The organism is Kribbella sp. NPDC051936 (genome assembly GCF_040680955.1).
GTDB lineage: Bacteria > Actinomycetota > Actinomycetes > Propionibacteriales > Kribbellaceae > Kribbella.
In genome coordinates this window covers 461,812-488,614 of the sequence record NZ_JBFAXS010000006.1, presented here as the reverse complement: position 1 = coordinate 488,614, position 26,803 = coordinate 461,812, and the positions used below count along the sequence as shown (strand labels likewise).

The following is a 26,803-nucleotide window of genomic DNA, read 5'->3' as shown; positions in this document are numbered from 1 at the left end:
GGCGGTCCTGGTCCCGTCTGCGTCGAGTCCTGGTGTCGGCGACGGTCGCGGCCGTTCTGCTGATCGTCGTACCGCTCGGAACGTACGCCGTCTCGCTGCGCATGCACTACTCCGGCGAGCCGTCCGGCCGGACCCGCAACCAGGATGCGTTGTGGCTCGGCCATGCCTGGGTCGACGGCCGGAAGACCGCCGCCGACGTGACCGCGCTGGCGCAGCGCCTGCAGGGCACCGGCATCCGCGACCTGTACGTGCACACGGGTCCACTGGAGCACGACGGCTCGTTGCCGTTGGCAAAGGTCTCGCCGAAGGCGCGCTGGTTCGTCGACGCGGTCCGTGCCGCGGCCCCCGGCGTCCGCGTCCAGGCCTGGCTCGGCGACGTCGTCCAACCGGGCAAGGACCCGGGCATGAACCTCGACGACGCGGCCGTCCGCCGGCGGGTCGTGGAGTCGGCGTCCGCCGTTCTGCAGCAGGGTTTCCAGGGCATCCACTACGACTTCGAGCCGGTACGGTCCGGCTCCGCGGGGTACCTCGCCGTACTGGACGAGACGCGCGCGCTCGGTACGACGCTGTCGGTCGCGGCGGCGCAGATCGACCCGCTCTGGTACCTGCATGCGATCCCGGTCGACAAGTGGTGGTCGCAGGACTACTTCCGTCAGGTCGCCGAACGCGTCAACCAGATCGCTGTCATGTCTTACGACACCGCACTGCCTCTGGAGTCCCTGTACGGCGGCTATGTCGCCAAGCAGACCAAGTTGGCGCTGGAGGTCACTCCACCCGGCACAGACCTTCTCATGGGCCTCCCGGCGTACTGGGAGAACAACGCCGCGCACTGGGGCAATGCGGAGACAGTCAGCGCGGCGGTCCGCGGCGCACGCCTCGGCCTGGGCGACACACCTCACCAGAACTTCGGCCTCGCCCTGTACGTCGACTTCGCGGCCACCGACCAGCACTGGGCGGCGTACCGCGACGGCTGGTGCGTGGCGCCCTAGAACGGGTTCCAGCGGGTCAGAGCGAGGATGAGTCCGCAGACCGCGACGTAGACCGCGTTGATGAGCAGCACCGGCGACGGTCGACTGGTGACGGGCTCCTCCGGCAGGCCGGTGTGGGAGCGCAGCCGGAGCGTCTCGAACACCGCGGCGACCTGGGGCAGGTCCTTGTCCGCGATGCCGCCGACGACGTGCCAGTCGTCCCCCGCTTCCAGGCTGAGGGCCTCGTCCTCGACCTCGACCGACTCCACGGTCCGCCAGGACAGGCGCCGGTCGGTCCACCCGGTGCGGATCCACAGGTCGGTCGCTGTTGCAGTCACCCGGAACAGTGCCCGAGAGCCGAGCGAATGCGCCAACTGCGCGCCGACCAGGGTCGCCATGAACGCGGCGTACCAGTCACCCCAGTTCGCGAAAGCCCCGACGGCAAGCGGCCCCACGAGCAGTACGGCGATGAGCGCCGGCAGACTCCACCAGGACCTGGCCTGCAGCGGGACCTCCCAGGGCAGGGTCGGCACATCCCGCGCCGGCTCGACAGGCGGCGCGGTGGGCAGGTCCTCGGCCGGCTCGAAGTCCGTCGGCAGGCTGCTGGCGGTCTCGTCGTGCCAGGGCAGCTTTCTGGGCGCCCGGAACGGGCTGACCGGCCTGAGCGTTTGGCCGCCGAAGACCAGCGTCGGCCAACTGCCCTCGGCAAGGTCTCCGACCAGCAGCGCGTCACCGCGGTACCGCTTCAGCGTCTGCGCCCACTCGCGCTTGAGCTTGGCCGGCGCGTCGCCCTGCTCTTCGTCGTCGAGCGCGCTGAAGGCCTCGAGCAGCCGCAGATCGCCTTCCTCGTCGTCCAGGCCGGCCTCGAGGAAGCCCAGCAGGACCGTACCGTCGGCGGACCGGACCGTGAAGGCACCGGAAACGTGCGGATCGATCCGGACCGGCGTGGCCGGCCCGCTCCAGGATCTCTGTGGACGCGCTCGGCGGAGCCGGAGGTCGCGCAGCGCGAACAGGAGGGACAGCAACCACGCACCACCGGCCACCGTGTACCAGAAGGTGTAGTCGGCCAGCTCAGCTCGCAGCCGGAGCCAGTCGCGGTCGGCAGGGTCGACGAGGATCGGGATCTGCTCGCCGGTGTCGTAGTCGCCCGCCACGGACACCGTGCGGCTGCTGCCGTCGGGCAACTGGAGAGCGAGTTCCCCTTCGTCGTTCAGGCTCTTCGCAACAGCAGTCTGCTCGACGGCACGTCGGAGATGGATTTCCTCGCGCTGGTCCTGCCAGCTCATCACGCCGAACGCGGCAGCACCCACCAGAGCCAGGGCGACCGCCACGAGCAGTCTGCTGGTCACACCGATCCTTGCGGCCTCAGGTATCTGGACCCGCTCCGGATGCATCCGCCCGGCCAGTGACCGTTGGCGAAGGCGGCTCGTGAAGACCCAGACCAGCAGTACGGCACACAAGGCCCCGTAGACGGTCCACGCGACGCGCGCAGAGGCCACATCGTCGTACCGGAGGTCGAGCGCCATGAACACCAGGCCGGCCAGCGCTGCGACGATCGGCTGCCACCACAGCAGGGCGAGCGACGCGAGGCAGGCAATCATCGCCAGTGAGAACGTCCGGTCCGGTCCGCAGACCGTCGGGTGCTCGACCGAGCAGTTGCTGGTGTCGCCGATCACCGACGCCAGGATCGCCCCGAGCCAGACCGCCGGTAACAGCCACCGGTAGGTCCAGCTCGGGACGACGGTGCGGGCCCACCGGGCTGCGAGAGCGCCTGTCACGCGAGAACTGTAAGGGTCAGCGTGCCCGTTCCACGCGACCCTCGTCCCAGACCGGCTCGTCGGGCTCGTAGACCGAGCCGTCGGCGCCGAACACCAGGTAACGATCGAAGCCACGGGCGAACCAGCGGTCGTGGGTCACTGCGAGGACCGTGCCGTCGAAGGAGTCCAGCCCCTCCTCCAGCGCCTCGGCCGACTCGACGTCCAGGTTGTCGGTGGGCTCGTCGAGCAGCAGCAGAGTCGCACCGGACAGCTCCAGCAGCAGGATCTGGAAACGGGCCTGCTGACCGCCGGACAGGCTGTCGAAGGTCTGCTCGGCCGCATGCGCCAGCTCGTACCGGTCCAGCTTGCGCGAGGCCAGCTCACGTCCCATGCCGTCCCGGTGGTCGTCACCCCGGTGCAGGATCTCCAGCAGCGTCCGGCCGACCAGCTCCGGATGCTCGTGCGTCTGCGCGAACCAGCCGGGCCGCACCCGTGCACCGAGCTTGGCCTTGCCAGTGTGCGCCACGGACGCGATCTGGATGTCGCCGACGGGCTGGTGCTCCACGTCCGGATCCGAACCGCCGTTCGCGAGCAGCCGCAGGAAGTGGGACTTGCCGGAGCCGTTCGACCCCAGGACCGCGACGCGTTCGCCGTACCAGACCTCCAGGTCGAAGGGCTTCATCAGCCCGGTCAGCTCGAGCTGTGTGCACACCACGGCCCGCTTGCCGGTGCGGCCGCCGGTCAGACGCATGCTGACCTTCTGCTCACGTGGCAGGGCCTGCGGCGGGCCGGCCTCCTCGAACTTACGCAGCCGGGTCTGTGCGGCGCGGTAGCGCGACGCCATGTCGGAGTTGTACGCGGCCTTCTGCTTGTACATCAGCATCTGTGCGCGGAGCTTCGCGTGCTCCTCGTCCCAGCGCTTGCGCAGCTCCTCGAAACGCTCGAACCGGTGCCGCCGGGCCTCGTGGTACGTCGCGAACCCGCCGCCGTGCGTCCACGCGGTGTTACCCGCGGCGCCGAGCTCCACGGTGACGATCCGGGTGGCGGTGTTGGCCAGCAGCTCCCGGTCGTGGCTGATGTACAGCACGGTCTTGTCGGAGCCACGCAGCTGCTCCTCCAGCCACCGCTTCCCCGGTACGTCGAGGTAGTTGTCCGGCTCGTCCAGCATCAGCACCTCGTCCGGACCGCGCAGCAACGCCTCCAGCACCAGCCGCTTCTGCTCACCGCCGGACAGCGTCTTCACCGCACGCCAGCGACAGCGGTCGAACGGCACGCCGAGCGCGGCCGTCGTACAGACGTCCCAGAGGACCTCGGCGTCGTACCCACCGACCTCGCCCCAGTCCGCGACCGCCTGCGCGTACCGCAGCTGGGTCTTCTCGTCGTCGGCCTCCATCATCGCCAGCTCGGCCTTGTCCAGCTTGGCCGCAGCCTGCTGGATCGCCTCCGGCGCGACGCCGAGGAGCAGGTCCCGCACGGTCGACTCGTCGCGCACCGAGCCGACGAACTGGCGCATCACGCCCAGCCCGCCGGACCGGGAGATGCTGCCGCTGTGCGGTTTCAGGTCACCGGCGATGATCCTGGTCAGCGTGGTCTTCCCGGAGCCGTTGGCACCGACCAGCGCCACCTTCGCACCGTCACCGACCCGGAACGTGACGTCGTCCAGCAACACCCGCCCGTCCGGCAGCTCGTACCCGATCCCGGCGACATCCACGTGACCCATTCCCCCAGTCTGACGGGACCGGCAAGCCCCACGCGAGCGGTTATCGTGACGCCCGTGCTGTCCGTCCCCGGCCCGGAGATCCTGCCCGGCACCCGCGAGTACGCGTGGGTCGCGAGCGTCGTCGCCGCGACCGAGCGTCGTACCGGCAGGCCGTCGCGGTGGGACCGGCGGCTGTTCGAGGAGACCAGCGGAGTGTTCGCCGCGGCGACCCCGAACGGACCGATGACAGTCAGCCGGGAGCACGTTCTCGACCCGGTGCTGCGCGGGTACGACGCCCCGGAAGAGCTGAGCTACCACGATCACCAGCTGATCCGGCTCGCCACGGCCGTCGTCATCCACGAGACCGACCATCACCAGGCCGAGCTCGGCGATCCGGCCGCGCCCGATGCGATTCGGGAACTCGGTCCCGCGGACATGGCGCTCAGCGAAGGCTTCGCGGAGCTGAAGGCGAAGCGCCTCACGACGGCGGTCATGGAGGGCACCGGCATGGATCGGGCGATCCCCGGGAGCACCCAGGCGCGGATCGGCTCGGTGTACCCGGGCTATCGGGGCAGCGTCGAGGGCGTCGTGCTCGGCCTGCAGGAACTCACCGGCCGGCCGCGCCACGAGATCGTCTCGGCGATCCAGGACGCACCGCGGCTGCAGCGCTACAACGCCATGGCGGACCTGCTCATCGACGCCCGCCTGGACGGCCTGATGCCTCCGGAGCACCGGTCCCAGGTCCGGCTGGCGCTCACCCGCCCGCTGCTCGACGAACTCGCCGCGATGACCGATCACGAGTCACCGACCGGCGACCAGCGGGCGCTCGACAACCTGGGACACGAACACGCGGAGCGTGCCTTGCGTACCGTGGAACAGCAGTTGGCGGGGATCGAGCAGCACTACCGCGCGCACGGTGACCATCCGCCGCGGATGCCGATGTCGGCGCAGGAGCGGGCGCAGGTCCAGCGCATCGAGGCGTACTACGGCCGGCCGTCCATCGACCTGGAAACCACCCATCTGCGGCAGTTCCTCGACTCCGGCGCCCACTCCGGCCTGGCGGGTGGCGGAACCGCGGCCGGCGGCGGGGCAGCAGGAGCAGCAGCGTCGGGTGCCGCAGCCGCGGCCCGCTCCGTCTGGCGGCTGCCGCCCTCCAACGGCGGGCAGGCCCGCTAGGCGACCCTCTGACGAGGAATGATCGACGGCGTCCTGAGGTGAGGGAAAGGTACGGATGGACGCGTATCGCGAGGCGCAGCGGCTGTACGGCGAAGCGACGATGTCGGCGGCCCAGGGGCAGGACCGGATCGCCCAGTTGGAGCAGGCACTGCAGCGGATCGGGCAGTTGGTCCCGCAGGCAGCGGCTGACCAGCGGGCCGCCCTTCTGCTGATGAACAGCTCGCTCGCGGAGCAGATCGCCGGCCTCGCGGAGGGCAGCCGGTGAACGAGCTCCTCCGGCGCGGTCCGGAGATCCTGCCCGGCACCTGGGAGTACGAGTGGGTCGCGTCGGTCGTCGCCAAGGCCGCCGAGTACGCCGGCCGCGACTCGCACTGGAACGGGAAGCTGTACGAGCAGGACGGTGACATCAGCGGGATCTACCACACCGACGGCAGCATGACGATCAGTCGCAAGCACGTGCTCGACCCGGCACGGGCCGTCTACGCGGCGGCGCAGACCCCGACCCGCGACGAGCGGTGGGCGGCCTCGAGCGCGACCGAGATGGCGGTCTTCCAGGCGCGGCTCTCACTGTCGCAGTTCGGTGACGAGTCGGCGCCGGGCGCGACGCCGAACGGATCGTGGGAGGACCTCGCACTCGAGCGCGGCCTGGCCGACGAGTTCACCCAGCGGTACGTCGGCCGGATCTCCGAGGATCTGACCGAGCACTCGTTGCCGCACGGCCACATGTCCGCGTTCCCGGCGTACACGGCGGCCACCAGCCGGCTGATGTACCCGCTGGCAGGCGCCACCGGCCTGGGCGTGAACCAGCTTCGCGACCTGGTCGAGAGCACCGAGCGAACGCAGCGGTTCGCCGTGATCGCCGACCGGGCAATCGATCACCAGGTCGGCGACCTGGTCCCCGACGCGCACCGGGCCCAGCTGCGCGAGCACCTGACCGGGCCACTGCGGCGCGGGCTCGGCGGACTGGCGATGACGGAGCACAGCCGGCTCACGGATCCGGGTGTGAAGTACAGATGGGGCGACAGCTCGGCGGAGTGGACGGCGCTGGAGTTCGAGACGAACCTCGACACCATCAAGGACCACTACGAGTCCTGGAACGCCGAGCACCCGGGCGTGGAGCCGCCGGAACTGCCGGACTCGGCATTGGAGACGTTCCGGGACCGTGAGGACGAGGTCCGGCAGATCTGGGCTGAGGCCGGATGGCCGGCGCAGCGTCCGGTCGCGGGGCGCGAGCAGGCCTATTACCAGCAGCTGCCGGAGCAGCTCTACCCGAACGAACGCGAGCAGGAGATCGCCAGGCTGCAGCAGTTCCTGTGGTCACACACGGCACCGAGCCGGCACGCCGCCGCCCAGACAGCGAGCGGCGACCGCCCCGACAACGTGCGGTCCATCAAGTCCGCCAAGAGGCCGGACCGCGGCGTCGAGTGAGCTACCAGTCCTTCAGCGCGCTCAGGTAGGTACCACCGGACGGGCGGACCGAGTCCTTCATGAACAGCTTCAGCGGTGCGGAGAACAGACCGTAGGTGTGCGTGCCGGTGAAGAAGCCGGCGTCCGTGCAGCCGTCGTACACCACCCAGATCTCCTTGACGCCACTTGCCGTGGCGAAGCGCAGTGCGATCGCCTCGGACGGCTTAGTAACCTGTGGCGCGCACTTGAAGACCGGTAGCTCCGGATTCCGCTCCGGGAGCACCTTGATCGCGTCGACGACCTGTTGCGCCACCGCGCCGTCGAACTGCATCTGTCCGAGCAGACCGCCCTGCCCTGTGCTGTAGCGGCACGCGGTCAGACCCGTCACCGGAGTGTTCAGGTCGAGCCCGGTCCCGGTCGGAACGTCGCTCGGCCCGGCGACCTGCTGGATCGGATGCTGCGCCGGACAGGCGGTGTTCTCCGCCGCATTCGGCCGGACGCCCTGCGACGTCCGCTCCGGGGCCACAGCCTTGCCTTCGCCGGCCGAGTCGCTGTGGCTCGTGGCGACCGGCGAATCACTGCCCATCACGCTCCAGACGCCGCCCACTGCTGCCGCCACCAGGACCGCGGCGGCCACCACCGACATCCCCTGGCGGCGCCGGTGCACGCGCCGACGGGCCTCCCGCGCCAGAGCGGTCGTCTGCATCCCCTGCGTGTCCGCGTGGCCCTGGAGCGCCGAGGTGATCTTGGGGCCGAGCTCCCGCTCAGGATCGTGCTCAGGCATTCTCGGCTCCTTCCGTCCCTCGTTCGCTGCTCAGTGTGGTCTTCAGTGCTGCCAGTGCGCGGTGCACATGCGAGCGGGCGGTCGCTTCCGCGCAGTGCAGCAGCTGGGCGATCTCGGCGTACGACAGCTCCTCGTAGAACCGCAGTACGACGGCTGCCCGCTGCTTGTCCGGGAGCGTCGCGCACAAGGCCCAGATGGCATCCGACTCGGCGCGCGCCGCCGTACCGTCCCCGACGGCTCGTGCGGTGCGAACCGGGTCGTCCACCGGCGCCTCACGCCGGCGGAACCTCCGCCACCAGGAGATGTGTGCGTTCACCACCATGCGCTTCACGTACGCCTCGGGGTCGTCGGCACGGCTCACCCGCCCCCAGCGCGCACAGGCTGTGGTCAGAGCGTCCTGTACGGCGTCCTCGGCCAGATTCGCGTCGCCGGTGAGGACGTAGGCGAACCGCAACAGGGCATCGGCCTTCTCGGTGACCCATGCCTCGAAGTCGAGCGGCTCCGTCCGCACCTCCGCTGCCGCCAAGACTGCCTCCATACCCCTCAGGACGCCGGTGTGCCGCTCTTCGTTGCAGTACCGGCACGGTCGGGTCAGCGCGCCAGCTGACCGCTGCCTCCGCCGCCTCGTTCGTCCCGAGCCGCGCCTTGTCCCCGCTGAGGCCGCTGCTCACCCTGCTGGTGTGCGTCGGTCCCAGGCACAGAGATACCAGACGCGGGGCTCTGCTCTGCCTGTAACCGAACCGCAAACGCTTGCCAGTCATGCCCCCGCTGCTGTTGCCACGGCTGCGCCACGAACTGCCCATGCGGAGCCTGCACCGGCCGCGGAGGCGCCTGCTGCTCTTGGGCTCGCGCGGCGTCGGCCTGCGCTTTCAGAGTGGCCAGGTGTCGGTGTTCGGCCAGCTTGGGGGCGGCTGTGTGGTGCAGTTTGGCCAGGAGGCGCCGGCCTTCGTTGGACGCCATCAGGGGGATCGCCTTGAAGTGGTCCTTGAGCGGGCGCTGGGCCAGAGCGGCCAGCCTGTTGTAGCCGCGAACGAAGTGGTTGACCTCGCGGTCCGTCCACGGGCGGTTCCGCTCGCTCTCGATCGCCCAGCGGGTCGAGCCGATCTGGTGCTGCCAGACGCCCTTCTTCCGCTCGTTCGTGAACACCGGCTCGGCCTCGCCCCGGCGGTACACGTGCAAGGCGTCGGCGAGCCCCTGCATCTCGATCGCGTCGGCCGTGCCGAGCATGTCCCGGTAGATCTGATCGTGCTGATCAGCACCGATCCAGCGCCCGTACCCGGCTTCCTGCCGCCCGTCGAGGAACCGCTCCATGATCCCGAGCTGGCTCTGCGACTCGTGCACCGCCGCGAGCGCGACCTCGACCCGATACCCCTTGTCCTGGAACTGCCTCATCAGGTCGAGGTCGTACTGTCCGGCGATCGGGAACGGTACGACGACGTCCATCCGCCGGGCCTGCACGTCCTGCAACGCCCAGCCGCGCCACGCGCTCGCGTCCTGCCCGTACACCCCGGAGGCACTGTAGTCGTCCTCCAGCGCCCCCCGCGCATAGTTCGGGTGCTTCTCGAGCAGCTCGTCGTGGTCCACGACGTACGCGTTCTTCATGCCGAGGCGGTCGATCGCCGCCGCCTGCATCGTGGTCTTGCCCGCGCCGGGCTGCCCCGCGATGAACAGCACGGTCGGCTGCCGCCACGGCGGGCGCCCACGGCCGTGCCCGGCGAGTCCCGGCCGGATCCGCCGCAGGTAGAACTCCCCCAGCTTCTCCTTCGACAGCCGGCTCATTGCCGCCCGGCGCGAACCCGGGCCAGCAACTCCGGGAACTCCGCGTTGATCCGCGCGATCTCGCCCCCGTCGTCCGGGGACAGCCGGCGCCGCAGCTCCTCGTACTCCGCGGACGCCGCGGCCAGCCGATCCGCCTCGGCGTCGTCGCCGGCGTCCTCGGCATCCCCGATCCGGGCGCTGTACGCCGCGATCACCGCGCCGATCCGGTTCCGCGCGGACTCGTAGGCGCGCTCGTCGTCGAACGACCAGCGCGGATCCGGCTCCGGGTGCGGCGTTTGCGTCATCAGCGCGACCCTACCCCGGGCATAGATGCCTGCGGCAAGTTATTCCCGGCGGGTCCGCAGCACCCGGAATCCCTTGGCGCTGCCGACCCGCTCGGACGGGTATCCCTGGTCGGTCAGCCATCGCTGCAGCGAGTCACCGCCCAGATTCTTTCCGATCACGAACCAGGCGGTCCCGTCCGGCGCGAGACGGCTCAGCCAGCGCAGCAGCATCTTGTGGAGTTCGGGTTTGCCGATGTGGATCGCCGGGTTCGACCAGATCTGGTCGAATCGCACGTCGTCGGGTACGTCGTCCGGCAGCGCCGCGCGTACGCGGTCCGCGACGCCGGCCGCCTCCGCGTTCACCTGGGTGAGCTCCAGCGCGCGGTTGTTCACATCGACCGCCCACACCGTCGCTTCCGGAGCCTCCACCGCCAGCGCGCAGGCGATGGGTCCGTAGCCGGCCCCCAGGTCGAGGAAGGTCCCCGGCCCGGTCGGCGGTTCCACCGAGCGCAGCAGCACCGACGTACCGATGTCCAAGCGGTCCCGGGAGAACACTCCGGTCGCCGTGGTGAAGACGTACGGCCGTCCCCAGATCCGGGCCTCGACGGTACGCCGTACGTCCGTCGACTGCGGATCCGCCGAGAAGAAGTGGTCACCCACGCTGATGCACCTCTCCCCTGACCTGACGTGCCTGCAAAGCCCGCGCGGCCAGCTCGTCGTCTGCCGGGTAGCGCACTTCCTCCAGTGTCAGCCCGTGCGCCGGCAGGACGGACACGGCGGAGTCCCGCACCTTCCCGGCCAGCACCGCTGCGGGCCAGGAAACGTCCCGGCGTCCGTCGCCCACAGGGATCATCGAGCCCACCAGAGCCCGCACCATCGAGTGACAGAACGCATCTGCGATCACAGTGCCCTCCAGCTGCCCGACACCCGTCCGCTGCCAGGAGAACTCCAGCAAAGCCCGCACTGTGCTGGCACCCTCCCGCTTCTTGCAGAACGCCGCGAAGTCGTGTTCCCCGAGCAGACCGGTCGCGGCCGCGTTCATACGGTCCACATCCATCGGACGGCCCACCCGCAGCACGTGTCCCCGGGTGAGCGGGTCCCAGCCGGCCGGGTCGTCGCACAGCCGGTACACGTAGCGGCGCGCCAGAGCCGAGAACCGGGCGTCAAAGCCCTCTGGGGCCGCCGTAACGGCCGTGACAGCTACATCGGCGGGCAGGACGCCGTTCAGCCCTCTGAGAAGCCTCAGCGGGTCCACAGCGCCTTCTACGTCCACATGGGTGACCTGCCCGCGGGCGTGCACCCCGGTGTCCGTCCGGCCGGCACAGGTCACAGTCACCGGCTCCGGCAGCCGCAGTACGACGCGGACCGCTTCCTCGAGCTCGCCCTGCACGGTACGGAGACCTTCCTGACGGGCCCACCCGTGGAAGGCTGCTCCGTCATACCTGAGGTCGATCCGCCAGCGCACACGGCAATCTAACGCAACAGAGCCCCCTCACCGTGCGGCGAGGGGCTCTGCGCTGACTACCAGCGAATGACTTACTTGTCGTCCGTCTTCGCGTCCTCGGTCGTGGTGTCCTCGGCGACGACGTCCTGGACCTTCTCGTCCTGGACGTCCTCGACCTTGGCCTCGTCCTGCGGCTCGTCGGCCTTCTCCTCGGCCTTCGGAGCGGCCGCCTTCTTGGCCGGAGCCTTCTTCGCGGCGGTCTTCTTGGCCTTCGGGCTGTCGGCCAGGGCCTCGACCAGCTCGATCTTCACCATCGGGGCGTTGTCGCCCTTGCGCGGGCCGAGCTTGGTGATCCGGGTGTAGCCACCCGGACGGTCGGCGTACCGCTCGCCGATCTCGGTGAAGAGCACGTGCACGACGCTCTTGTCCTTGATCCGCTTCATCACCTGGCGGCGCGAGTTCAGGTCACCACGCTTCGCCTTGGTGATCATCTGCTCCGCCAGCGGCTGCAGGCGCTTGGCCTTGGCCGCGGTGGTGGTGATGGCGCCGTGCTCGAACAGCGACGTCGCGAGGTTGCTGAGGATCAGCTTCTCGTGCGCCGGGCTGCCGCCCAGCCGGGCACCCTTGGTGGGGGTAGGCATCTCATAACTCCAGGAATCTCAGGCTCGTCGAGCCGTGGGGATACGGCCCGACGGGCCTTTGGTCAGCTCAGTACTGCTCGGTCTCGGCGAAGCTCTCGTCCTCGTCGTCCGCCTCGTTGCCGTAGGCACCGGACGCGGCGCGGAGGTCGAACCCGGGCGGGGAGTCCTTCAGCGACAGGCCCATCTCGGCCAGCTTCAGCTTGACCTCGTCGATCGACTTGGAGCCGAAGTTCCGGATGTCCAGCAGGTCCTGCTCGCTGCGCGAGATCAGCTCACCCACGGTGTGGATGCCCTCGCGCTTGAGGCAGTTGTACGACCGGACGGTCAGCTGCAGGTCCTCGACGGGCAGCGCCAGGTCGGCGGCCATCTGCTCGTCGACCGGCGACGGGCCGATGTCGATGCCCTCGGCCTCGACGTTCAGCTCGCGGGCCAGGCCGAACAGCTCGACCAGCGTCTTACCGGCCGACGCGACGGCGTCGCGGGGCAGCATCGACGGCTTGGTCTCGACGTCGACCACCAGGCGGTCGAAGTCGGTGCGCTGCTCGACACGGGTGGCCTCGACCTTGTAGGTGACCTTGAGCACCGGCGAGTAGATCGAGTCGACCGGCATCCGGCCGATCTCCGCGTCGGCGGACTTGTTCTGGACGGCGGACACGTAGCCGCGGCCCCGCTCGACGACCAGCTCCATCTCGAGCCGGCCCTTCTCGTTCAGGGTGGCGATCTTCAGGTCCGGGTTGTGCACCTCGACACCGGCCGGCGGCGCGATGTCGGCGGCGGTGACGTCACCGGGGCCCTGCTTGCGCAGGTACATGGTGACCGGCTCGTCGTGCTCGGAGGAGACGACCAGGTCCTTGAGGTTCAGGATCAGCTGGGTGGCGTCTTCCTTGACCCCGGCAACGGTGGAGAACTCGTGCAGGACACCGTCGATCTTGATGCTGGTGACGGCCGCCCCCGGGATGGAGGACAGCAAGGTCCGGCGGATCGAGTTGCCGAGGGTGTAGCCGAAGCCCGGCTCCAGCGGCTCGATCACGAACCGCGAGCGGTACTCGTCGACGACCTCTTCGGTCAGGGTGGGGCGCTGTGCGATAAGCAACTTCTTGTTCCTTCTGTGTCGCGACGACCACTATTTGAGGTCGCGAGTGAAGAACGCACCGATCCGGCCGGCGGCCAGGAGGCCGCCGGCCGGAACCGGGTCAGTTCTTCGAGTAGAGCTCGACGATCAGGTGCTCGGCGACCTGGGTGTCGATCTGCTGCCGGGTCGGCAACTGGTGGACGAGGATCCGCAGACGCTCCGGCATCACCTCGAGCCAGGCCGGGACGACGCGCTCGGAGTGCGTCTCCCGGGCAATGATGAACGGCGTCGTCTCCACCGACTTCGGCTTGACATCGATGATGTCGTGCGCCGAGACGCGGTACGACGGGATGTTCACCTTGATGCCGTTCACGGTGAAGTGACCGTGCACGACGAGCTGACGCGCCTGCCGGCGGGTCCGGGCCAGGCCGGCGCGGTACACCACGTTGTCCAGCCGGGACTCCAGGATCTGCAGCAGGTTGTCACCGGTCTTGCCGGAGCGCCGCGAGGCCTCCTCGTAGTACCGGCGGAACTGCTTCTCGAGAACGCCGTACGAGTAGCGCGCCTTCTGCTTCTCGCGCAGCTGCAGCAGGTACTCGCTCTCCTTCGGGCGGCCGCGGCCGTGCATACCCGGCGGGTACGGACGACGCTCGAACGCCTTGTCGCCACCGACGAGGTCGACCCCGAGACGGCGCGACTTCTTGGTCATGGGTCCGGTGTAACGGGCCATTTTCGTGCTCCTCTCTGGGTCAGACCCGGCGCCGCTTGGGCGGGCGGCAGCCGTTGTGGGCAACAGGGGTGACGTCCTGGATGGTGCCGACCTCGAGGCCGACCGCACCCAGCGAACGGATCGCGGTCTCACGGCCGGAGCCGGGACCCTTCACGAACACGTCGATCTTGCGCATGCCGTGCTCCATCGCGCGGCGCCCGGCGGCCTCGGCGGCCATCTGCGCGGCGAACGGGGTGGACTTGCGCGAACCCTTGAAGCCGACGGTGCCCGCGGAGGCCCACGAGATGACCGCGCCGGTCGGGTCGGTGATCGTCACGATCGTGTTGTTGAACGTGCTCTTGATGTGCGCGTGGCCGGCGGCCACGTTCTTCTTCTCCTTGCGGCGCACCTTCTTCGCGCCGGCCGCGGTGCGGCTCTTGGGAGGCATAGGTCAGTTGCTCCTGGGGTGGTCGACAGTCATCCGGGTCACTTCTTCTTCTTGCCGGCGATCGCCTTACGGCGACCCTTGCGGCTACGGGCGTTGGTCCGCGTGCGCTGACCGCGCACCGGAAGCCCGCTGCGGTGCCGGCGACCCTGGTACGACCCGATCTCGATCTTGCGGCGGATGTCCGCGGTCACCTCGCGACGGAGGTCACCTTCGATCTTGTAGTTGCCTTCGATCCAGTCCCGGAGCTTGACCAGCTCGTCGTCGCCCAGCTCGTGGACGCGCTTGTCCGGGGAGACCCCGGTGTTCTTCAGCGTTTCCTGGGCGCGCGTGCGGCCCACACCGAAGATGTACGTGAGGGCGACCTCGATGCGCTTGTCGCGCGGCAGGTCGACTCCTACGAGGCGTGCCATGTGGCGGTGTTCCTTTCGTCGGCAGAGGTGTGGTGGCGCGCTGCGTCCTTGCCCGCCTCGGTGAGTTGTGTGTTCACCGGCAAGGCCCCGGCCTCTGTTCCGGGGGCGACGCCCGGGACGGATCCCGGACGAGCATGCGCGCTGTGGTGCGAAAGTGCCGTGTTCCTGCGTGGGCTGGTCAGCCCTGCCGCTGCTTGTGCCGCGGGTTCTCGCAGATCACCATGACCCGACCGTGCCGGCGGATCACCTTGCACTTGTCGCAGATCTTCTTGACGCTCGGATTGACCTTCATCGAGCTACTTTCTTCGACAGGTGTTGGTGGGTCTTACTTGTACCGATAGACGATGCGACCCCGGGTGAGGTCGTACGGCGACAGCTCCACGACGACCCGGTCCTCGGGGAGGATCCGGATGTAGTGCTGCCTCATCTTGCCGCTGATGTGCGCGAGCACTTTGTGCCCGTTGGACAGCTCAACACGGAACATCGCGTTCGGCAGGGCCTCGACGATGGTGCCCTCGAGTTCGATTACTCCCTCTTTTTTGGGCATGTCCTCGCACTTCTGTAGACGTGACTGGCTATGGCTACAAAGAGCCAAGGAAAAAGTGTACGCCACGCGCGGCATTGAGCCCAATTGGGGCCTCAGCGGGTACTCTCCAGCTGCGCCATGTGCTCGGCGCCCCAGTCGTCCAAGGGCATCAGCGCGACGTTGAGTGACACTCCGAGTTCAGTGAGTGAGTATTCGACCTTCGGTGGCACCTGGTGGAAGACCTCCCGGTGCACGATGCCCCGCGACTCCAGCTCGCGCAGTTGCTGGATCAGCATCTTCTCCGTGACGCCGGAGATCTCCCGGCGCAGCTCGCCGAACCGCAGCGGGCCGTGATGCAGCGCCCAAAGGATGCGCGGCTTCCACTTCCCGCCGATCACATCCGCCGCGGCGTCCAGGCCACACGTGTACGGGCGCATACTTACCCTTCCGTCAGTACCTGACTATTTAGTGGGTACTTGTCCATCCTAAAGCGTGGGATCCAGGGTGGACCGCATGAAGACACCTGTCACCGTCCTGGGGCTCGGCGCGATGGGAACCGCCCTCGCCAGGGCCTTCCTGACCGCCGGCCACCCGACCACCGTCTGGAACCGCACCCCCGGCCGCTCGCCCGAACTCGACGTCGTACGCGCCACCACAGCGGCCGAGGCGATCGCGGCCAGTCCGCTGGTCGTCGTGTGCCTGCTCGTCGACGACACCGTCCGCAGCACACTCGACGGCATCGACCTCACCGGCAAGACGGTCGTCAACCTCACCAACAGCACACCCGACCAGGCCCGCGGCACCGCAGAGCAGCTCACGAGCGCGGGAGCGCAGTACCTCGACGGCGGCATCATGGCTGTGCCCGCGATGATCGGCGGTCCAGCGGCATTCATCTTCTACAGCGGCGAGCCGGAGGCTTTCGAGAAGCACAGCACCGACCTGTCTGTGCCGGCACGCCCGGCGTACGTCGGCGCCGACCCCGGGCTGGCCGCCCTGTACGACATCGCCTTGCTGAGCGCCATGTACGGCATGTTCGGTGGCGCCCAGCATGCGCTGGCCCTCATCACCGGTCAGAGCCTCGCGGCGGAGCCGTTCACCACCCAGTTCCTGGGCCCATGGCTGACGGCAATGCTCACGAGCCTGCCCCGCATCGCCGAGGATCTCGACAACGGCCCTGCGGAGACGGCCGGTTCGAATCTCTCCATGCAGGCAGCTGCCTACGAGAACCTCATCAGCACTTCAGAAGCACACGACGTCGACCCGATGCTGCTCGCGCCGATGGGCGAACTGCTGCAGCGGGCCGTGGCAGCCGGCCACGGCAAAGCTGATCTGTCGGCGCTCGTCAGTCTGCTGAGGACTGCGTAGCCGCCCACTGTTCGCCCGCGCGCCAGACCTGCTCCGGCATGAGGTCCAGCAGGTCGCAGGCCGCGTCGAGCTGCGCGAGGGCGGTGGTCGCGTCGCGGTACGCCGGGAGGATCGCGACGAACCGCCGGCCCTCGCAGCTGAAGCCGAACGCCGGTACCTCGGCCAGCGCCTCGACCGCCCGCGGATGCAGGACGGCCAGCGCGTGATCCTCACGCCCGTTGAACAAGCGGTACTGCCCCGGCAGGCCCTCGACCGTCAACGGCAACGGCAGGAAGCTCGCCGCCGCGACCGGCGCGAGCCCCGCGGGCAGCACCTGCAGCGGCGGCAGCGGACGCTCCACCTGTAGATCGAGGAAGTCGAAGCCGAGTTCACGGCGCCCGACCTTGTGCCGGAACCGCCCGGTCCAGAACTCCCGGCCGCGATGCCGGCCCGATGTCACGTCGGCGACCTCGGCCTCCGGGTCCGCGTCGAACGGTGGGAACGGCCAACGATCCAGCAGCTCCGCCGCGGACGCGCTGACGCGCCAGCCGAGCTGCCCGGCGGCCTCCGCCCACTCCCGCCGGCGGCGGCCGTCGGCGATCCGCAGCGCCAGCGTGAACCCGAGCAGCACCAGGAACCAGGCCAGCACCATCCACCCCACCCACCGGGGCTCCAGCAGCAGCCCGGCGACCGCCAGCGGGACGGCGACGGCGAACCAGACCACATAGACGATCGCGGCCCCCTGATGCACCTGCCACGCCAGATCCGGCCGCAGACGCGGACCGGCCAGGCGGCGACTCATCGGGGCCGCTGTCAACGGCGCCTGCCGAGGCCGCCGAGGGCGATGATCGCCCACGGGATCAGCAGCCAGACCGGCCAGAAGTGCGGCCAGTGGCCGCCGTTGCCCAGCCCGATCACGAACCAGATCACCACGTTGATCAGCACGACGCCGGTGAAGCCGCCGATCGCCCCGCCGCGGTGCTGCGGGTGGTTGTCCTTCTTCCGCTCCGGGAAGCTGCCCGGCTCCGGTGCGGGCTTGGAGTCCTTGACCACCTCAGGCGTCTGGTACGTCCGCACCGGCGGCAGGTCACGCACCAGCGGCTCGAGCTCGCCGTACGTCTGCACGGTGTAGAGCTGGTCGAGGCGCGACGAGAACTCGGGCTGGTCCAGCCGGCCGTCCGCGAACGCGTCCCGCAACCGGCCGGCGATCTTGTCCCGGTCGGCTTCGGTGAAACGCTGGTGCGGCTGGTACTGAGGCATGTCTCAAGTGTGCCTCAGCTCCGGTCCGCTCCGCGTCCCCCGACGGGTGGACCCCCGTGGTCCGTCAGTCGGCGAGGGCGCCGAACTTCACGCCGAGCTCGGCGAGCTCGGACTCGCCGCCGTCGATGGCGGTCAGCACCCAGGGGCCTTGCGGAGTGAGAGTGAACGTGTGCTCTGTGTGTGCGGCCGACCGCCCGTCGTTGGTGACGACGGTCCAGTCGTCCTCGAGCGTGTGATTCTCCTGCTTGCCGAGCGTGAGCATCGGCTCCACGGCCAGCGCCATCCCCTCGACCAGCTTCGGCCCGCGGCCGGCGCGGCCGAAGTTCGGCACGTTCGGCGGCTGGTGCATGGCCGAGCCGATACCGTGCCCGACGAAGTCCTCGACGATCCCGTACGACGAGTTCGCCCGGACGTGGGCCTCGATCGCGGCCGAGATGTCGGACAGCCGGCCGCCGAGCCGGGCCGCGGCGAAACCGCGCCACATCGACTCCCCGCAGATCCGCGCGAGCTCCAGCAGCTCGGCGTCGACCTCGCCGACCGGCACCGTGATCGCGGCGTCGCCGTGCCAGCCGTCCACGATCGCGCCGCAGTCGATCGAGATCAGGTCGCCGTCGGCGAGCACCCGGTCGCCCGGGATGCCGTGCACGATCTCGTCGTTCACCGACGCGCAGATCGAGCCGGTGAACCCGTGGTACCCCTTGAACGACGGCGTCGCGCCGGAGGACCGGATGTTGTCCTCCGCGATCGCGTCCAGCTCGCCGGTGGTGATGCCGGCCCGGACCTCACCGCGGAGCAGCTCCAGCGTGCGGCCGACCACCAGGCCGGCCTTACGCATGGCGAGGATCTGCTCACGGGTCTTGATCTCGATCCCGCGGTCCCTAAACATCAGTGCACATCACTTACTCGGTGACGGTTTTGAGGGCCGCGAGCACGCGCTCGCTGACCTCGTCGATCTCGCCCACGCCGTCCACCTCGACGAGCAGGCCGCGCTGGGCGTACACCCGCAGCAGCGGCTTGGTCTCGGCGGTGTAGACGTCCTGCCGGTGCCGGATGACCTCTTCGGAGTCGTCCGTTCGGCCCTCGGTCTGGGCGCGCTTGAGCATCCGGCCGACCAGCACATCGGTGTCGGCGACCAGCGCCACGACCGCGTCCAGCTTGTGCCCGTGCTCGGCGAGGATGTCGTCCAGCGTGCCGACCTGGGCCAGCGTCCGCGGGTACCCGTCGAGCAGGAAGCCGTCGCCGGCGTCGGCCTCGGACAGCCGGTCCCGCACCATCGCGTTGGTGACCTCGTCCGGGACGTAGTCGCCCGCGTCCATGTAACGCTTCGCCTCGACACCCAGCGGCGTCTCGTCCTTCACGTTCGCACGGAAGATGTCGCCGGTGGACACGGCCGGGATATTCAGGCGTTCCGCAAGCACCTTTGCCTGCGTGCCCTTGCCCGCCCCGGGCGGACCCATCAGCAACATTCTCATCAGCGCAGGAACCCTTCGTAGTTTCGCTGCTGCAGCTGACTCTCGATCTGCTTCACGGTGTCGAGTCCGACACCGACCATGATCAGGATCGACGTACCGCCGAACGGGAAGTTCTGGCTCGCGTTCAGCAGGACGAGAGCGACCAGCGGGATCATCGAGATCACCGCGAGGTAGATCGCGCCGGGCAGCGTGATGCGGTCCAACACGTACTTCAGGTATTCCTCGGTCGGCCGACCCGCCCGGATCCCGGGGATGAAGCCGCCGTACTTCTTCATGTTGTCGGCGACCTCCTTCGGGTTGAAGGTGATCGAGACGTAGAAGTACGTGAAGAAGATGATCAGAGCGACGTAGGTCGCCATGTAGATCGGGTGGTCGCCCTTGACCAAGTTGCCCTGGATCCAGTTGGACCAGCTCTTGCCCTGCTGGAACTGACTGACCAGAACGGGGAGATACAGCAGGCTGGAGGCGAAGATGACCGGGATGACACCGGCCTGGTTCACCTTCAGCGGGATGTACGTCGACGTGCCGCCGAACATCTTCCGGCCGACCATCCGCTTCGCGTACTGGACCGGGATCCGGCGCTGGGCCTGCTCGATGAAGATGACCGCCGCCATGATGACGAGGCCGATCGCGATCACCACGACGAAGGTGGTGATGCCCTTCTGCTTGCGGATGCTCCACAGCTGGGTCGGGAAGGTCGCGACGATCTGGGTGAAGATCAGGATCGACATACCGTTACCGACGCCACGGTCGGTGATCAGCTCACCGAGCCACATGATCACGCCGGTACCGGCGGTCATGGTCAGCACGATGACGGTGATCGTGAACCAGTCGTCCTTGTACAGCAGCGGCTCGCTGCAGCCCTGGAACAGCCGGCCCGGCGTCCGGGCGAGCGCCACGAACGCGGTCGACTGCAGGATCGCCAGACCGACGGTCAGGAACCGGGTGTACTGCGTGATCTTGGCCTGACCCGCCTGGCCTTCCTTCTTCAGCGACTCCAGCCGCGGGATCACCACGGTGAGCAGCTGCAGGATGATGCTGGCGGTGATGTACGGCATGATGCCGAGCGCGAAGATCGCGAGCTGCAGCAGCGCGCCGCCGGAGAACAGGTTGATCAAGTTGTACAGGTTGGCGTTCTGGCCGCCCTGCGAGATCTTGATACACGTGTGCAGCGACTGGACGTTCACACCGGGCGCCGGAACGACCGAGCCGATCCGGAAGATCACGACGATGAAGAGCACGAACAAGATCTTCCGGCGCAGGTCCGGAGTCTTGAACGCGTTGGCAAAGGCGCCTAACACCCTGTCCTCCCACAAGTTTCCCTGGCCGCGGGCACGGCAGGGGCCTAGCTAAGCCTCTGGGCAAGAGACGAACCAGGGCTCGTCCGACCGGCGCAGGATATCAAGCACCGATCGTTACGAGCCCTGGACCTCGTGTCACACCTCGGTCGTGGTTCCCCCGGCCGCCTGGATCTTGTCCGTGGCGGACTTGGAGAACTTGTGCGCCGAGACCTGCAGTGCCACGGTCAGTTCGCCGTCACCCAGCACCTTGACCGGCTGACCACGACGGACCGCGCCCTTGGCGACCAGGTCGGCCACGCCGACCTCGCCACCTTCGGGGAACAGTTGTCCGAGCTTGTCCAGGTTAACGACCTGGAACTCCACCCGGTTCCTGCTCTTGAAGCCCTTCAGCTTCGGAAGCCGCATGTGCAGCGGCATCTGGCCACCCTCGAAGTACTCGGGGATGTTGTTACGCGCCTTGCTGCCCTTGGTACCGCGGCCGGCGGTCTTGCCCTTGCTGCCCTCACCACGACCCACACGGGTCTTGGCGGTCTTGGCGCCGGGCGCCGGACGCAGGTGGTGAACCTTGAGCGCCATGTCAGTCGACCTCCTCGACGGTGATGAGGTGGCGAACCGTGCGGACCATGCCGCGAACCTCGGGGCGGTCCTCGTGGACGGCGGTGTCGCCGATCCGCTTGACCCCCAGGGTGCGCAGCGTGTCGCGCTGGTTCTGCTTACCACCGATGCCCGAACGGATCTGGGTCACCTTCAGGCGTGCCATCAGGAAGCCACCTCCGCCCGCGCCTTCAGCAGGGCCGCCGGGGCGACGTCCTCGACCGGCAGGCCACGGCGCGCGGCCACGGCCTCCGGGGTCTCCAGGTTCCGCAGCGCCTCGACCGTGGCGTGCACCACGTTGATCGAGTTCGAGGAACCCAGCGACTTGCTGAGGATGTCGTGGATCCCGGCGCACTCCAGGACGGCGCGCGCCGAGCCACCCGCGATCACACCGGTACCGGGCGCGGCCGGGCGCAGCAGCACCACGCCGGCAGCCTTCTCACCCTGGACCGGGTGCGGGATGGTGCCCTGGATCCGCGGCACCTTGAAGAACGCCTTCTTGGCCTCCTCGACGCCCTTGGCGATCGCCGCGGGCACCTCCTTGGCCTTTCCGTAACCCACACCGACGGTGCCTTCACCGTCGCCGACGACCACGAGGGCGGTGAAGCTGAAGCGACGACCACCCTTCACGACCTTGGCGACCCGGTTGATGGCTACCACGCGCTCGATGTAGGCGGTCTTGTCCGCCTGCTGACCACGACCCCCGTCGCGGCCACGGCGCTCACCACCGGCGCCGCCTCCGCGACGCTGCTGGCCTCCGCTCATGTCGAACTACCTTCTTCCTTGATCGCCTGTCAGAAGCCGAGCCCGCCCTCGCGGGCGGCGTCGGCCAGGGCCGCGATGCGGCCGTGGTACTTGTTCCCGGCCCGGTCGAACACGACCGAGTCGATGCCGGCTGCCTTGGCCCGGTCGGCGATCAGGCCGCCGACGGTCTTGGCCTTGTCGGTCTTGTTCGCCTCCGCGCCACGCAGGTCGGCCTCCATGGTGGAAGCCGAAACCAGCGTCTTGCCGGCCACGTCGTCGATGACCTGCGCGAACAGGTGCTTCGAGGACTTCGAGACCACCAGCCGCGGCCGCTCGGCCGTGCCGTTGATCTTCTTCCGGACCCGGATCTGCCGACGCAGCCGGGAGGACGTCTTCTTGGCGGAGTGCTTGTGCGGACGCAGTCCGATCGCCATGGTTACTTACCAGCCTTTCCGACCTTGCGGCGCACCTGCTCGCCCGCGTACCGCACACCCTTGCCCTTGTACGGCTCGGGCTTGCGCAGCTTGCGGATGTTGGCGGCGACCTCACCGACCGACTGCTTGTCGATGCCGATGACCGAGAACCGGGTCGGGGCCTCCACGTTGAAGGTGATGCCCTCGGGGGCGTCGACCGTGATCGTGTGGCTGTACCCGAGCGAGAACTCCAGCTGGGTCGGTCCCTTGGACAGGACGCGGTACCCGACGCCGACGATCTCGAGCTTCTTCTCGTAGCCGTCCGTCACGCCGGTCACCAGGTTGGCGATCAGGGTGCGGGAGAGGCCGTGCAGTTCCTTGCTCTTGCGCTGGTCGTCGGGGCGGGTCACGGCGATGGCGCCGTCCTCGTCCCGGTTGACCGCGATGGGCTCAGCGACGACGTGCGACAGCTGACCCTTCGGACCCTTCACAGTGACCGTCTGGCCGTCGATCGTGACGTCGACGCCGGACGGGACCGTGACCGGGAGCTTACCGATGCGAGACATTCAGTGGTCCTCCTTCCGGTTTCTTCGTCACCAGACGTAGGCGAGGACTTCCCCGCCAACGCCCTTGTTCTTGGCCTGACGGTCGGTCAGCAGACCCTGGGACGTCGAGATGATCGCGACGCCCAGGCCACCGAGGACCTTGGGCAGGCTGGTCGACTTCGCGTAGACCCGCAGGCCCGGCTTGCTGATCCGCCGAACACCCGCGATGGAGCGCTCCCGGCTCGGGCCGAACTTGAGGTCGACGATCAGGGTCTTGCCGACGGTGCCCTCCTTGGGCTCCTCCACCTTGTAGGAGGAGATGTAGCCCTCCTGCTGGAGGATGTCGGCGATGCCCTGCTTGATCTTGCTGTACGGCATCGAGGTCGACTCGTGGTACGCCTGGTTGGCGTTGCGCAGACGCGTCAGCATGTCTGCGATCGGGTCGGTCATCGTCATGGCCTGGGGCCTCTTTCCCGCCGTGGTTTCGCCGTTCGGCGACCTACGGTGACTAGATGGTGGTGAATGGGGAGAAGTTCTGGGGTGGAGACGGTCACCAGCTGGACTTGGTCACGCCGGGCAGCTCGCCCCGGTGCGCCATCTCCCGCAGGCAGATCCGGCACAGGCCGAACTTGCGGAAGACCGCCTTCGGCCGGCCGCAGCGCTGGCAGCGCGTGTAGCCACGCACCGCGAACTTCGGCTTCCGGGCCTGCTTGACCTTGAGTGCTGTCTTCGCCACGTCAGTTCTCCTTGAACGGGAAGCCGAGCGCCCGCAGCAGGGCCCGACCCTCGTCGTCGTTCTTCGCGGTGGTCACCACGGTGATGTCCATGCCCCGGACACGGTCGATCCGGTCCTGGTTGATCTCGTGGAACATCACCTGCTCGGTCAGACCGAAGGTGTAGTTCCCGGTGCCGTCGAACTGCTTCGGGGACAGACCGCGGAAGTCGCGGATCCGGGGCAGCGCGAGCGCCAGCAGCCGGTCCAGGAACTCCCACATCCGGTCGCCGCGCAGCGTCACGTGCGCGCCGATCGGCATCCCCTCACGCAGCTTGAACTGCGCGATCGACTTACGGGCCTTGGTGACCTGCGGCTTCTGGCCGGTGATCGCGGCCAGATCCTTCACCGCGCCCTCGATCAGCTTCGAGTCGCGAGCCGCCTCGCCGACGCCCATGTTCACCACGATCTTGGTGAGCCCGGGCACCTGCATGACGTTCTCGAACTGGAACTGCTCGTGCAGCTTGCCGACGATCTCCTCGCGGTACTTCGTCTTCAGCCGCGGCTGGACCTTGTTCTCGGTTACTGCGGTGGTCATCAGATCTCCTCGCCGGTACGCCGGGCGATCCGGACGCTCCGGTAACCGGTGTACGTCGAACCGTCGGGACGGCGCTTCTGCACCTCGACGCGGTTGTAGCCGACGCGGGTGGTCACCTTCTGCTTCTTCCCGTCCTTCTCGACCTCGACCAGAAGGGCGACGTTCGAGACGTGGATCGGGGCTTCCTGGGTGACGATGCCACCGGTGGTGCCGCCGCGCTGGGCCTGCTGCACCTTGGTGTGCTTCTTCACCCGGTTGACGCCCTCGACGATGACCTTCTCGTCGTTCGGGAAGACCTGGATGATCCTGCCCTCGAGGCCCTTCGAGCGACCCGAGATCACACGGACCTGGTCACCCTTCTTCACGTGCAGCTTCTTCTGGGCAGCCATCTCAGAGCACCTCCGGCGCGAGCGAGATGATCTTCATGAAGCGCTTCTCGCGCAGCTCCCGGCCGACCGGCCCGAAGATACGGGTGCCGCGCGGCTCGCCGTCGGCCTTCAGGATCACCGCGGCGTTCTCGTCGAAGCGGATGTAGGAGCCGTCCGGACGCCGGCGCTCCTTCACGGTCCGCACGACGACCGCCTTGACGACGTCACCCTTCTTCACACCACCGCCGGGGATCGCGTCCTTGACGGTGGCGACGATCGTGTCACCGACACCGGCGTAGCGCCGACCGGAGCCACCGAGAACGCGGATGCAAAGGATCTCCTTCGCGCCCGTGTTGTCGGCGACCTTCAGTCGCGACTCCTGCTGGATCATCTGTTGATCTCCTGGTTGTCTCGCTGGTTCTCAGCTGGGCCGAGCCTTGCGGAACGAATAATTTCGAATGGTTGCCGGCAGCAGCCGGGAACTACTTGGCCTTCTCGAGGATCTCGACGACGCGCCAGCGCTTGGTCGCCGACAGCGGCCGGGTCTCCATCAGGAGGACGCGGTCGCCGATCCCGGCGGCGTTCTGCTCGTCGTGCGCCTTGAGCTTGCTGGTGTGCCGGATGACCTTGCCGTACAGCTTGTGCTTCACCCGGTCCTCGACCTCGACCACGACGGTCTTGTCCATCTTGTCGCTCAGCACCAGGCCCTCACGGGTCTTCCGGCGGCCTCGCGCCTCGGTGGTCGTGCTCACGGTCTCGTCCTTCGCGTTCTCGGTCATGCGTTGGCCTTCTCACTGTCGTCCGCAGTCTCTTCGGCGGCAGCCTCGGCCTCGACCGGGGCGTCGACCTCCTCGGTGATACCGAGCGCACGCTCGGACAGCACCGTGTAGATGCGGGCGATGTCCTTGCGGACGGCGCGCAGCCGGCCGTGGGACTCCAGCTGGCCCGTGGCAGCCTGGAACCGGAGGTTGAACAGCTCCTCCTTGGCTTCACCGAGCTTCGTCAGCAACTCGTCCCGGCCCAGGTTCCGCAGCTCGGCGGCGGTCAGGGTAGCCATCAGTTCTCACCTGCCTCTCGGGTGATGAAGCGGCACTTCATCGGCAACTTGTGGATCGCGCGGCGCATCGCCTCGCGAGCGATGTCCTCCGGAACACCGGAGAGCTCGAACAGCACGCGGCCGGCCTTCACGTTGGCGATCCACCACTCCGGCGAACCCTTACCGGAACCCATCCGGGTTTCGGCCGGCTTCTTGGTCAGCGGACGGTCCGGGTAGATGTTGATCCACACCTTGCCGCCACGCTTGATGTGCCGGGTCATCGCGATACGCGCGGCCTCGATCTGCCGGTTGGTGATGTAGTGGCTCTCCAGCGCCTGGATGCCGAAGTCACCGAAGGCCAGCGTCGTACCGCCCTTGGCCGCGCCGGAGCGCTTGGGGTGGTGCTGCTTGCGGTGCTTGACCTTGCGGGGGATGAGCATCGGTCAGCTCTCCGTTCCGGTCGTCTCGGCGGGCTTGTCGGCCGCCGGCGCCTCCGCTGCCGGAGCAGCGGCGTTGTCGTTGCGGCGGTTGTCCCGGCGGTCGTCGCGACGGCCACCGCGGTCACCACGCTCGCCGCCACGGCCACCGCGGTCGTCCCGGCGAGCCGGCCGACGCTGCTGGGTGGCGGCCCGGGCCGCGGCCTGCGCCTCGCGCTCGGCGCGGGAGCCGGCGACGTCGCCCTTGTAGATCCAGACCTTCACGCCGATCCGGCCGAAGGTCGTCCGGGCCTCGTAGAAGCCGTAGTCGATGTCGGCCCGCAGCGTGTGCAGCGGGACGCGGCCCTCGCGGTAGAACTCCGACCGCGACATCTCCGCGCCACCGAGCCGGCCGGAGCACTGGATCCGGATGCCCAGGGCGCCGCCACGCATGGTGGTCTGCATCGCCTTGCGCATCGCGCGGCGGAATGCCACGCGGCCGGACAGCTGCTCGGCCACGCCCTGCGCGACCAACTGGGCGTCGACCTCGGAGTTCTTCACCTCGAGGATGTTCAGCTGCACCTGCTTGCCGGTGAGCTCCTCCAGGCCGCCCCGGATCCGGTCCGCCTCGGCGCCGCGGCGACCGATGACGATGCCCGGACGAGCGGTGTGGATGTCGACCCGGACCCGGTCACGGGTGCGCTCGATCTCCACGCGGGAGATGCCGGCGCGCTCCATGCCCTTGCTCAGCAGACGACGGATCTTGACGTCCTCGCCCACGTAGTCCTTGTACAGCTTGTCGGCGTACCAACGGCTCTTGTGGTCGGTGCTGATGCCGAGACGGAACCCGTGCGGGTTTACCTTCTGTCCCACGTCAGGACTCCTTCTTCTCAGCGGTGGCCTTCTTGGCGGCCGTC

The 26,803-nt window shown here is 68.5% G+C and carries 40 protein-coding genes; 5 read left to right on the top strand and 35 right to left on the bottom strand.

Annotated features, from left to right (window positions below):
* Positions 1 to 32: 32 nt before the first annotated feature.
* Positions 33 to 989, top strand: coding sequence for a hypothetical protein (locus AB0L64_RS23530; protein ID WP_363713159.1), 957 nt, complete (start codon positions 33 to 35; stop codon positions 987 to 989).
* Here AB0L64_RS23530 and AB0L64_RS23525 read toward each other — a convergent pair.
* Positions 986 to 2,746, bottom strand: coding sequence for a hypothetical protein (locus tag AB0L64_RS23525; RefSeq protein WP_363713157.1), 1,761 nt, complete (start codon positions 2,744 to 2,746; stop codon positions 986 to 988). The genes AB0L64_RS23530 and AB0L64_RS23525 overlap by 4 nt on opposite strands.
* A 16-nt stretch (positions 2,747 to 2,762) precedes the next feature.
* Entirely contained in the window at positions 2,763 to 4,445 is a 1,683-nt protein-coding gene (locus tag AB0L64_RS23520) for an ATP-binding cassette domain-containing protein (RefSeq protein WP_363713155.1), read from the bottom strand.
* A gap of 54 nt (positions 4,446 to 4,499) precedes the next feature.
* Between AB0L64_RS23520 and AB0L64_RS23515 the strand changes: the two genes are divergently transcribed.
* The 3 genes from AB0L64_RS23515 to AB0L64_RS23505 are packed head-to-tail and all read left to right on the top strand — an operon-like array spanning position 4,500 to position 7,028.
* Entirely contained in the window at positions 4,500 to 5,600 is a 1,101-nt protein-coding gene (locus AB0L64_RS23515; RefSeq protein ID WP_363713153.1) for a hypothetical protein, read from the top strand.
* A gap of 55 nt (positions 5,601 to 5,655) precedes the next feature.
* Positions 5,656 to 5,865 (top strand): hypothetical protein, encoded by a 210-nt coding sequence (locus AB0L64_RS23510; RefSeq protein ID WP_359939355.1) that lies wholly within the window; start codon positions 5,656 to 5,658, stop codon positions 5,863 to 5,865.
* Positions 5,862 to 7,028, top strand: a complete 1,167-nt coding sequence (locus tag AB0L64_RS23505; RefSeq protein WP_363713151.1) for a hypothetical protein — start codon at positions 5,862 to 5,864, stop codon at positions 7,026 to 7,028. The genes AB0L64_RS23510 and AB0L64_RS23505 overlap by 4 nt, the downstream gene beginning before the upstream one ends.
* Before the next feature lies 1 nt (position 7,029).
* Here AB0L64_RS23505 and AB0L64_RS23500 read toward each other — a convergent pair whose 3' ends face one another.
* The 14 genes from AB0L64_RS23500 to AB0L64_RS23435 form a co-directional block, all read right to left on the bottom strand.
* Positions 7,030 to 7,791 (bottom strand): hypothetical protein, encoded by a 762-nt coding sequence (locus AB0L64_RS23500; RefSeq protein WP_363713149.1) that lies wholly within the window; start codon positions 7,789 to 7,791, stop codon positions 7,030 to 7,032.
* Positions 7,784 to 8,317 carry a SigE family RNA polymerase sigma factor gene (locus AB0L64_RS23495; protein ID WP_359939364.1) on the bottom strand — a complete coding sequence of 178 codons (534 nt, stop codon included), beginning with the start codon at positions 8,315 to 8,317 and terminating at the stop codon, positions 7,784 to 7,786. The genes AB0L64_RS23500 and AB0L64_RS23495 overlap by 8 nt, the downstream gene beginning before the upstream one ends.
* Before the next feature lie 65 nt (positions 8,318 to 8,382).
* Positions 8,383 to 9,570, bottom strand: coding sequence for a zeta toxin family protein (locus tag AB0L64_RS23490; RefSeq protein ID WP_363713147.1), 1,188 nt, complete (start codon positions 9,568 to 9,570; stop codon positions 8,383 to 8,385).
* On the bottom strand, positions 9,567 to 9,854 hold the full coding sequence (locus AB0L64_RS23485; protein WP_363713145.1) for a hypothetical protein: 288 nt from the start codon (positions 9,852 to 9,854) through the stop codon (positions 9,567 to 9,569). The genes AB0L64_RS23490 and AB0L64_RS23485 overlap by 4 nt, the downstream gene beginning before the upstream one ends.
* 39 nt (positions 9,855 to 9,893) lie before the next feature.
* Positions 9,894 to 10,493, bottom strand: coding sequence for a methyltransferase (locus AB0L64_RS23480; protein ID WP_363713143.1), 600 nt, complete (start codon positions 10,491 to 10,493; stop codon positions 9,894 to 9,896).
* Positions 10,486 to 11,298 carry a tRNA pseudouridine(38-40) synthase TruA gene (gene truA / locus AB0L64_RS23475; protein ID WP_359939376.1) on the bottom strand — a complete coding sequence of 271 codons (813 nt, stop codon included), beginning with the start codon at positions 11,296 to 11,298 and terminating at the stop codon, positions 10,486 to 10,488. The genes AB0L64_RS23480 and truA overlap by 8 nt, the downstream gene beginning before the upstream one ends.
* Positions 11,299 to 11,369: 71 nt before the next feature.
* Positions 11,370 to 11,918 carry a 50S ribosomal protein L17 gene (rplQ, locus tag AB0L64_RS23470; RefSeq protein WP_355699464.1) on the bottom strand — a complete coding sequence of 183 codons (549 nt, stop codon included), beginning with the start codon at positions 11,916 to 11,918 and terminating at the stop codon, positions 11,370 to 11,372.
* 67 nt (positions 11,919 to 11,985) lie between these two features.
* Complete coding sequence (locus AB0L64_RS23465; RefSeq protein ID WP_130384620.1) at positions 11,986 to 13,011, bottom strand: DNA-directed RNA polymerase subunit alpha; 1,026 nt, start codon at positions 13,009 to 13,011, stop codon at positions 11,986 to 11,988.
* A 100-nt stretch (positions 13,012 to 13,111) separates the two neighbouring features.
* Positions 13,112 to 13,720, bottom strand: coding sequence for a 30S ribosomal protein S4 (gene rpsD, locus AB0L64_RS23460; RefSeq protein WP_355699463.1), 609 nt, complete (start codon positions 13,718 to 13,720; stop codon positions 13,112 to 13,114).
* A 19-nt stretch (positions 13,721 to 13,739) separates the two neighbouring features.
* Positions 13,740 to 14,147 carry a 30S ribosomal protein S11 gene (gene rpsK, locus AB0L64_RS23455; protein ID WP_131286332.1) on the bottom strand — a complete coding sequence of 136 codons (408 nt, stop codon included), beginning with the start codon at positions 14,145 to 14,147 and terminating at the stop codon, positions 13,740 to 13,742.
* Between the two features lie 38 nt (positions 14,148 to 14,185).
* The gene (gene rpsM / locus AB0L64_RS23450) at positions 14,186 to 14,557 is read right to left on the bottom strand and encodes a 30S ribosomal protein S13 (protein WP_141854777.1); all 372 of its coding nucleotides are present in this window, start codon (positions 14,555 to 14,557) and stop codon (positions 14,186 to 14,188) included.
* Positions 14,558 to 14,735: 178 nt separating this feature from the next.
* Positions 14,736 to 14,849, bottom strand: coding sequence for a 50S ribosomal protein L36 (rpmJ, locus tag AB0L64_RS23445; protein WP_008361054.1), 114 nt, complete (start codon positions 14,847 to 14,849; stop codon positions 14,736 to 14,738).
* A 33-nt stretch (positions 14,850 to 14,882) separates the two neighbouring features.
* Complete coding sequence (infA, locus tag AB0L64_RS23440) at positions 14,883 to 15,104, bottom strand: translation initiation factor IF-1 (RefSeq protein ID WP_012923661.1); 222 nt, start codon at positions 15,102 to 15,104, stop codon at positions 14,883 to 14,885.
* A gap of 92 nt (positions 15,105 to 15,196) precedes the next feature.
* Positions 15,197 to 15,520 (bottom strand): helix-turn-helix domain-containing protein, encoded by a 324-nt coding sequence (locus tag AB0L64_RS23435; RefSeq protein ID WP_363713139.1) that lies wholly within the window; start codon positions 15,518 to 15,520, stop codon positions 15,197 to 15,199.
* A gap of 76 nt (positions 15,521 to 15,596) precedes the next feature.
* Between AB0L64_RS23435 and AB0L64_RS23430 the strand changes: the two genes are divergently transcribed.
* Positions 15,597 to 16,448 carry an NAD(P)-binding domain-containing protein gene (locus AB0L64_RS23430; RefSeq protein ID WP_363713137.1) on the top strand — a complete coding sequence of 284 codons (852 nt, stop codon included), beginning with the start codon at positions 15,597 to 15,599 and terminating at the stop codon, positions 16,446 to 16,448.
* Here the strand turns inward: AB0L64_RS23430 and AB0L64_RS23425 are convergent.
* From AB0L64_RS23425 to rpsC, 19 genes are all read right to left on the bottom strand, one after another.
* The gene (locus AB0L64_RS23425; protein ID WP_363713135.1) at positions 16,426 to 17,229 is read right to left on the bottom strand and encodes a hypothetical protein; all 804 of its coding nucleotides are present in this window, start codon (positions 17,227 to 17,229) and stop codon (positions 16,426 to 16,428) included. The genes AB0L64_RS23430 and AB0L64_RS23425 overlap by 23 nt on opposite strands.
* Before the next feature lie 11 nt (positions 17,230 to 17,240).
* Positions 17,241 to 17,687, bottom strand: a complete 447-nt coding sequence (locus AB0L64_RS23420) for a DUF1707 domain-containing protein (protein WP_355699459.1) — start codon at positions 17,685 to 17,687, stop codon at positions 17,241 to 17,243.
* A gap of 64 nt (positions 17,688 to 17,751) precedes the next feature.
* Positions 17,752 to 18,576 carry a type I methionyl aminopeptidase gene (gene map, locus AB0L64_RS23415; RefSeq protein WP_363713505.1) on the bottom strand — a complete coding sequence of 275 codons (825 nt, stop codon included), beginning with the start codon at positions 18,574 to 18,576 and terminating at the stop codon, positions 17,752 to 17,754.
* A gap of 10 nt (positions 18,577 to 18,586) precedes the next feature.
* On the bottom strand, positions 18,587 to 19,159 hold the full coding sequence (locus AB0L64_RS23410; RefSeq protein WP_355699458.1) for an adenylate kinase: 573 nt from the start codon (positions 19,157 to 19,159) through the stop codon (positions 18,587 to 18,589).
* Positions 19,159 to 20,460, bottom strand: a complete 1,302-nt coding sequence (gene secY / locus AB0L64_RS23405) for a preprotein translocase subunit SecY (protein ID WP_359939397.1) — start codon at positions 20,458 to 20,460, stop codon at positions 19,159 to 19,161. The genes AB0L64_RS23410 and secY overlap by 1 nt, the downstream gene beginning before the upstream one ends.
* 135 nt (positions 20,461 to 20,595) lie before the next feature.
* Positions 20,596 to 21,036, bottom strand: a complete 441-nt coding sequence (gene rplO, locus AB0L64_RS23400) for a 50S ribosomal protein L15 (RefSeq protein ID WP_167205895.1) — start codon at positions 21,034 to 21,036, stop codon at positions 20,596 to 20,598.
* 1 nt (position 21,037) lies between these two features.
* Complete coding sequence (gene rpmD / locus AB0L64_RS23395; protein WP_355482575.1) at positions 21,038 to 21,220, bottom strand: 50S ribosomal protein L30; 183 nt, start codon at positions 21,218 to 21,220, stop codon at positions 21,038 to 21,040.
* Positions 21,220 to 21,819 carry a 30S ribosomal protein S5 gene (gene rpsE, locus AB0L64_RS23390; RefSeq protein ID WP_355699456.1) on the bottom strand — a complete coding sequence of 200 codons (600 nt, stop codon included), beginning with the start codon at positions 21,817 to 21,819 and terminating at the stop codon, positions 21,220 to 21,222. The genes rpmD and rpsE overlap by 1 nt, the downstream gene beginning before the upstream one ends.
* 29 nt (positions 21,820 to 21,848) lie before the next feature.
* Positions 21,849 to 22,232, bottom strand: a complete 384-nt coding sequence (rplR, locus tag AB0L64_RS23385) for a 50S ribosomal protein L18 (RefSeq protein WP_133789404.1) — start codon at positions 22,230 to 22,232, stop codon at positions 21,849 to 21,851.
* Positions 22,233 to 22,234: 2 nt separating this feature from the next.
* The gene (rplF, locus tag AB0L64_RS23380; RefSeq protein ID WP_134107191.1) at positions 22,235 to 22,777 is read right to left on the bottom strand and encodes a 50S ribosomal protein L6; all 543 of its coding nucleotides are present in this window, start codon (positions 22,775 to 22,777) and stop codon (positions 22,235 to 22,237) included.
* Positions 22,778 to 22,804: 27 nt separating this feature from the next.
* Complete coding sequence (rpsH, locus tag AB0L64_RS23375) at positions 22,805 to 23,212, bottom strand: 30S ribosomal protein S8 (protein ID WP_131286345.1); 408 nt, start codon at positions 23,210 to 23,212, stop codon at positions 22,805 to 22,807.
* Between the two features lie 94 nt (positions 23,213 to 23,306).
* Complete coding sequence (locus tag AB0L64_RS23370; protein WP_012923674.1) at positions 23,307 to 23,492, bottom strand: type Z 30S ribosomal protein S14; 186 nt, start codon at positions 23,490 to 23,492, stop codon at positions 23,307 to 23,309.
* 1 nt (position 23,493) lies between these two features.
* Complete coding sequence (gene rplE, locus AB0L64_RS23365; protein ID WP_363713129.1) at positions 23,494 to 24,066, bottom strand: 50S ribosomal protein L5; 573 nt, start codon at positions 24,064 to 24,066, stop codon at positions 23,494 to 23,496.
* Positions 24,066 to 24,455, bottom strand: coding sequence for a 50S ribosomal protein L24 (rplX, locus tag AB0L64_RS23360; RefSeq protein WP_363713128.1), 390 nt, complete (start codon positions 24,453 to 24,455; stop codon positions 24,066 to 24,068). Before rplX ends, rplE begins: the two co-directional genes overlap by 1 nt.
* A gap of 1 nt (position 24,456) precedes the next feature.
* On the bottom strand, positions 24,457 to 24,825 hold the full coding sequence (gene rplN / locus AB0L64_RS23355) for a 50S ribosomal protein L14 (RefSeq protein WP_012923677.1): 369 nt from the start codon (positions 24,823 to 24,825) through the stop codon (positions 24,457 to 24,459).
* Positions 24,826 to 24,916: 91 nt separating this feature from the next.
* Entirely contained in the window at positions 24,917 to 25,213 is a 297-nt protein-coding gene (gene rpsQ, locus AB0L64_RS23350) for a 30S ribosomal protein S17 (protein WP_355482561.1), read from the bottom strand.
* Positions 25,210 to 25,491: a 50S ribosomal protein L29 gene (rpmC, locus tag AB0L64_RS23345; RefSeq protein ID WP_355699453.1), complete on the bottom strand. Its 282-nt coding sequence runs from the start codon at positions 25,489 to 25,491 to the stop codon at positions 25,210 to 25,212. Before rpmC ends, rpsQ begins: the two co-directional genes overlap by 4 nt.
* Positions 25,491 to 25,910 carry a 50S ribosomal protein L16 gene (gene rplP, locus AB0L64_RS23340; RefSeq protein WP_355699452.1) on the bottom strand — a complete coding sequence of 140 codons (420 nt, stop codon included), beginning with the start codon at positions 25,908 to 25,910 and terminating at the stop codon, positions 25,491 to 25,493. The genes rpmC and rplP overlap by 1 nt, the downstream gene beginning before the upstream one ends.
* 3 nt (positions 25,911 to 25,913) lie before the next feature.
* Complete coding sequence (gene rpsC, locus AB0L64_RS23335; RefSeq protein WP_355699451.1) at positions 25,914 to 26,759, bottom strand: 30S ribosomal protein S3; 846 nt, start codon at positions 26,757 to 26,759, stop codon at positions 25,914 to 25,916.
* Between the last annotated feature and the right edge of the window lie 44 nt (positions 26,760 to 26,803).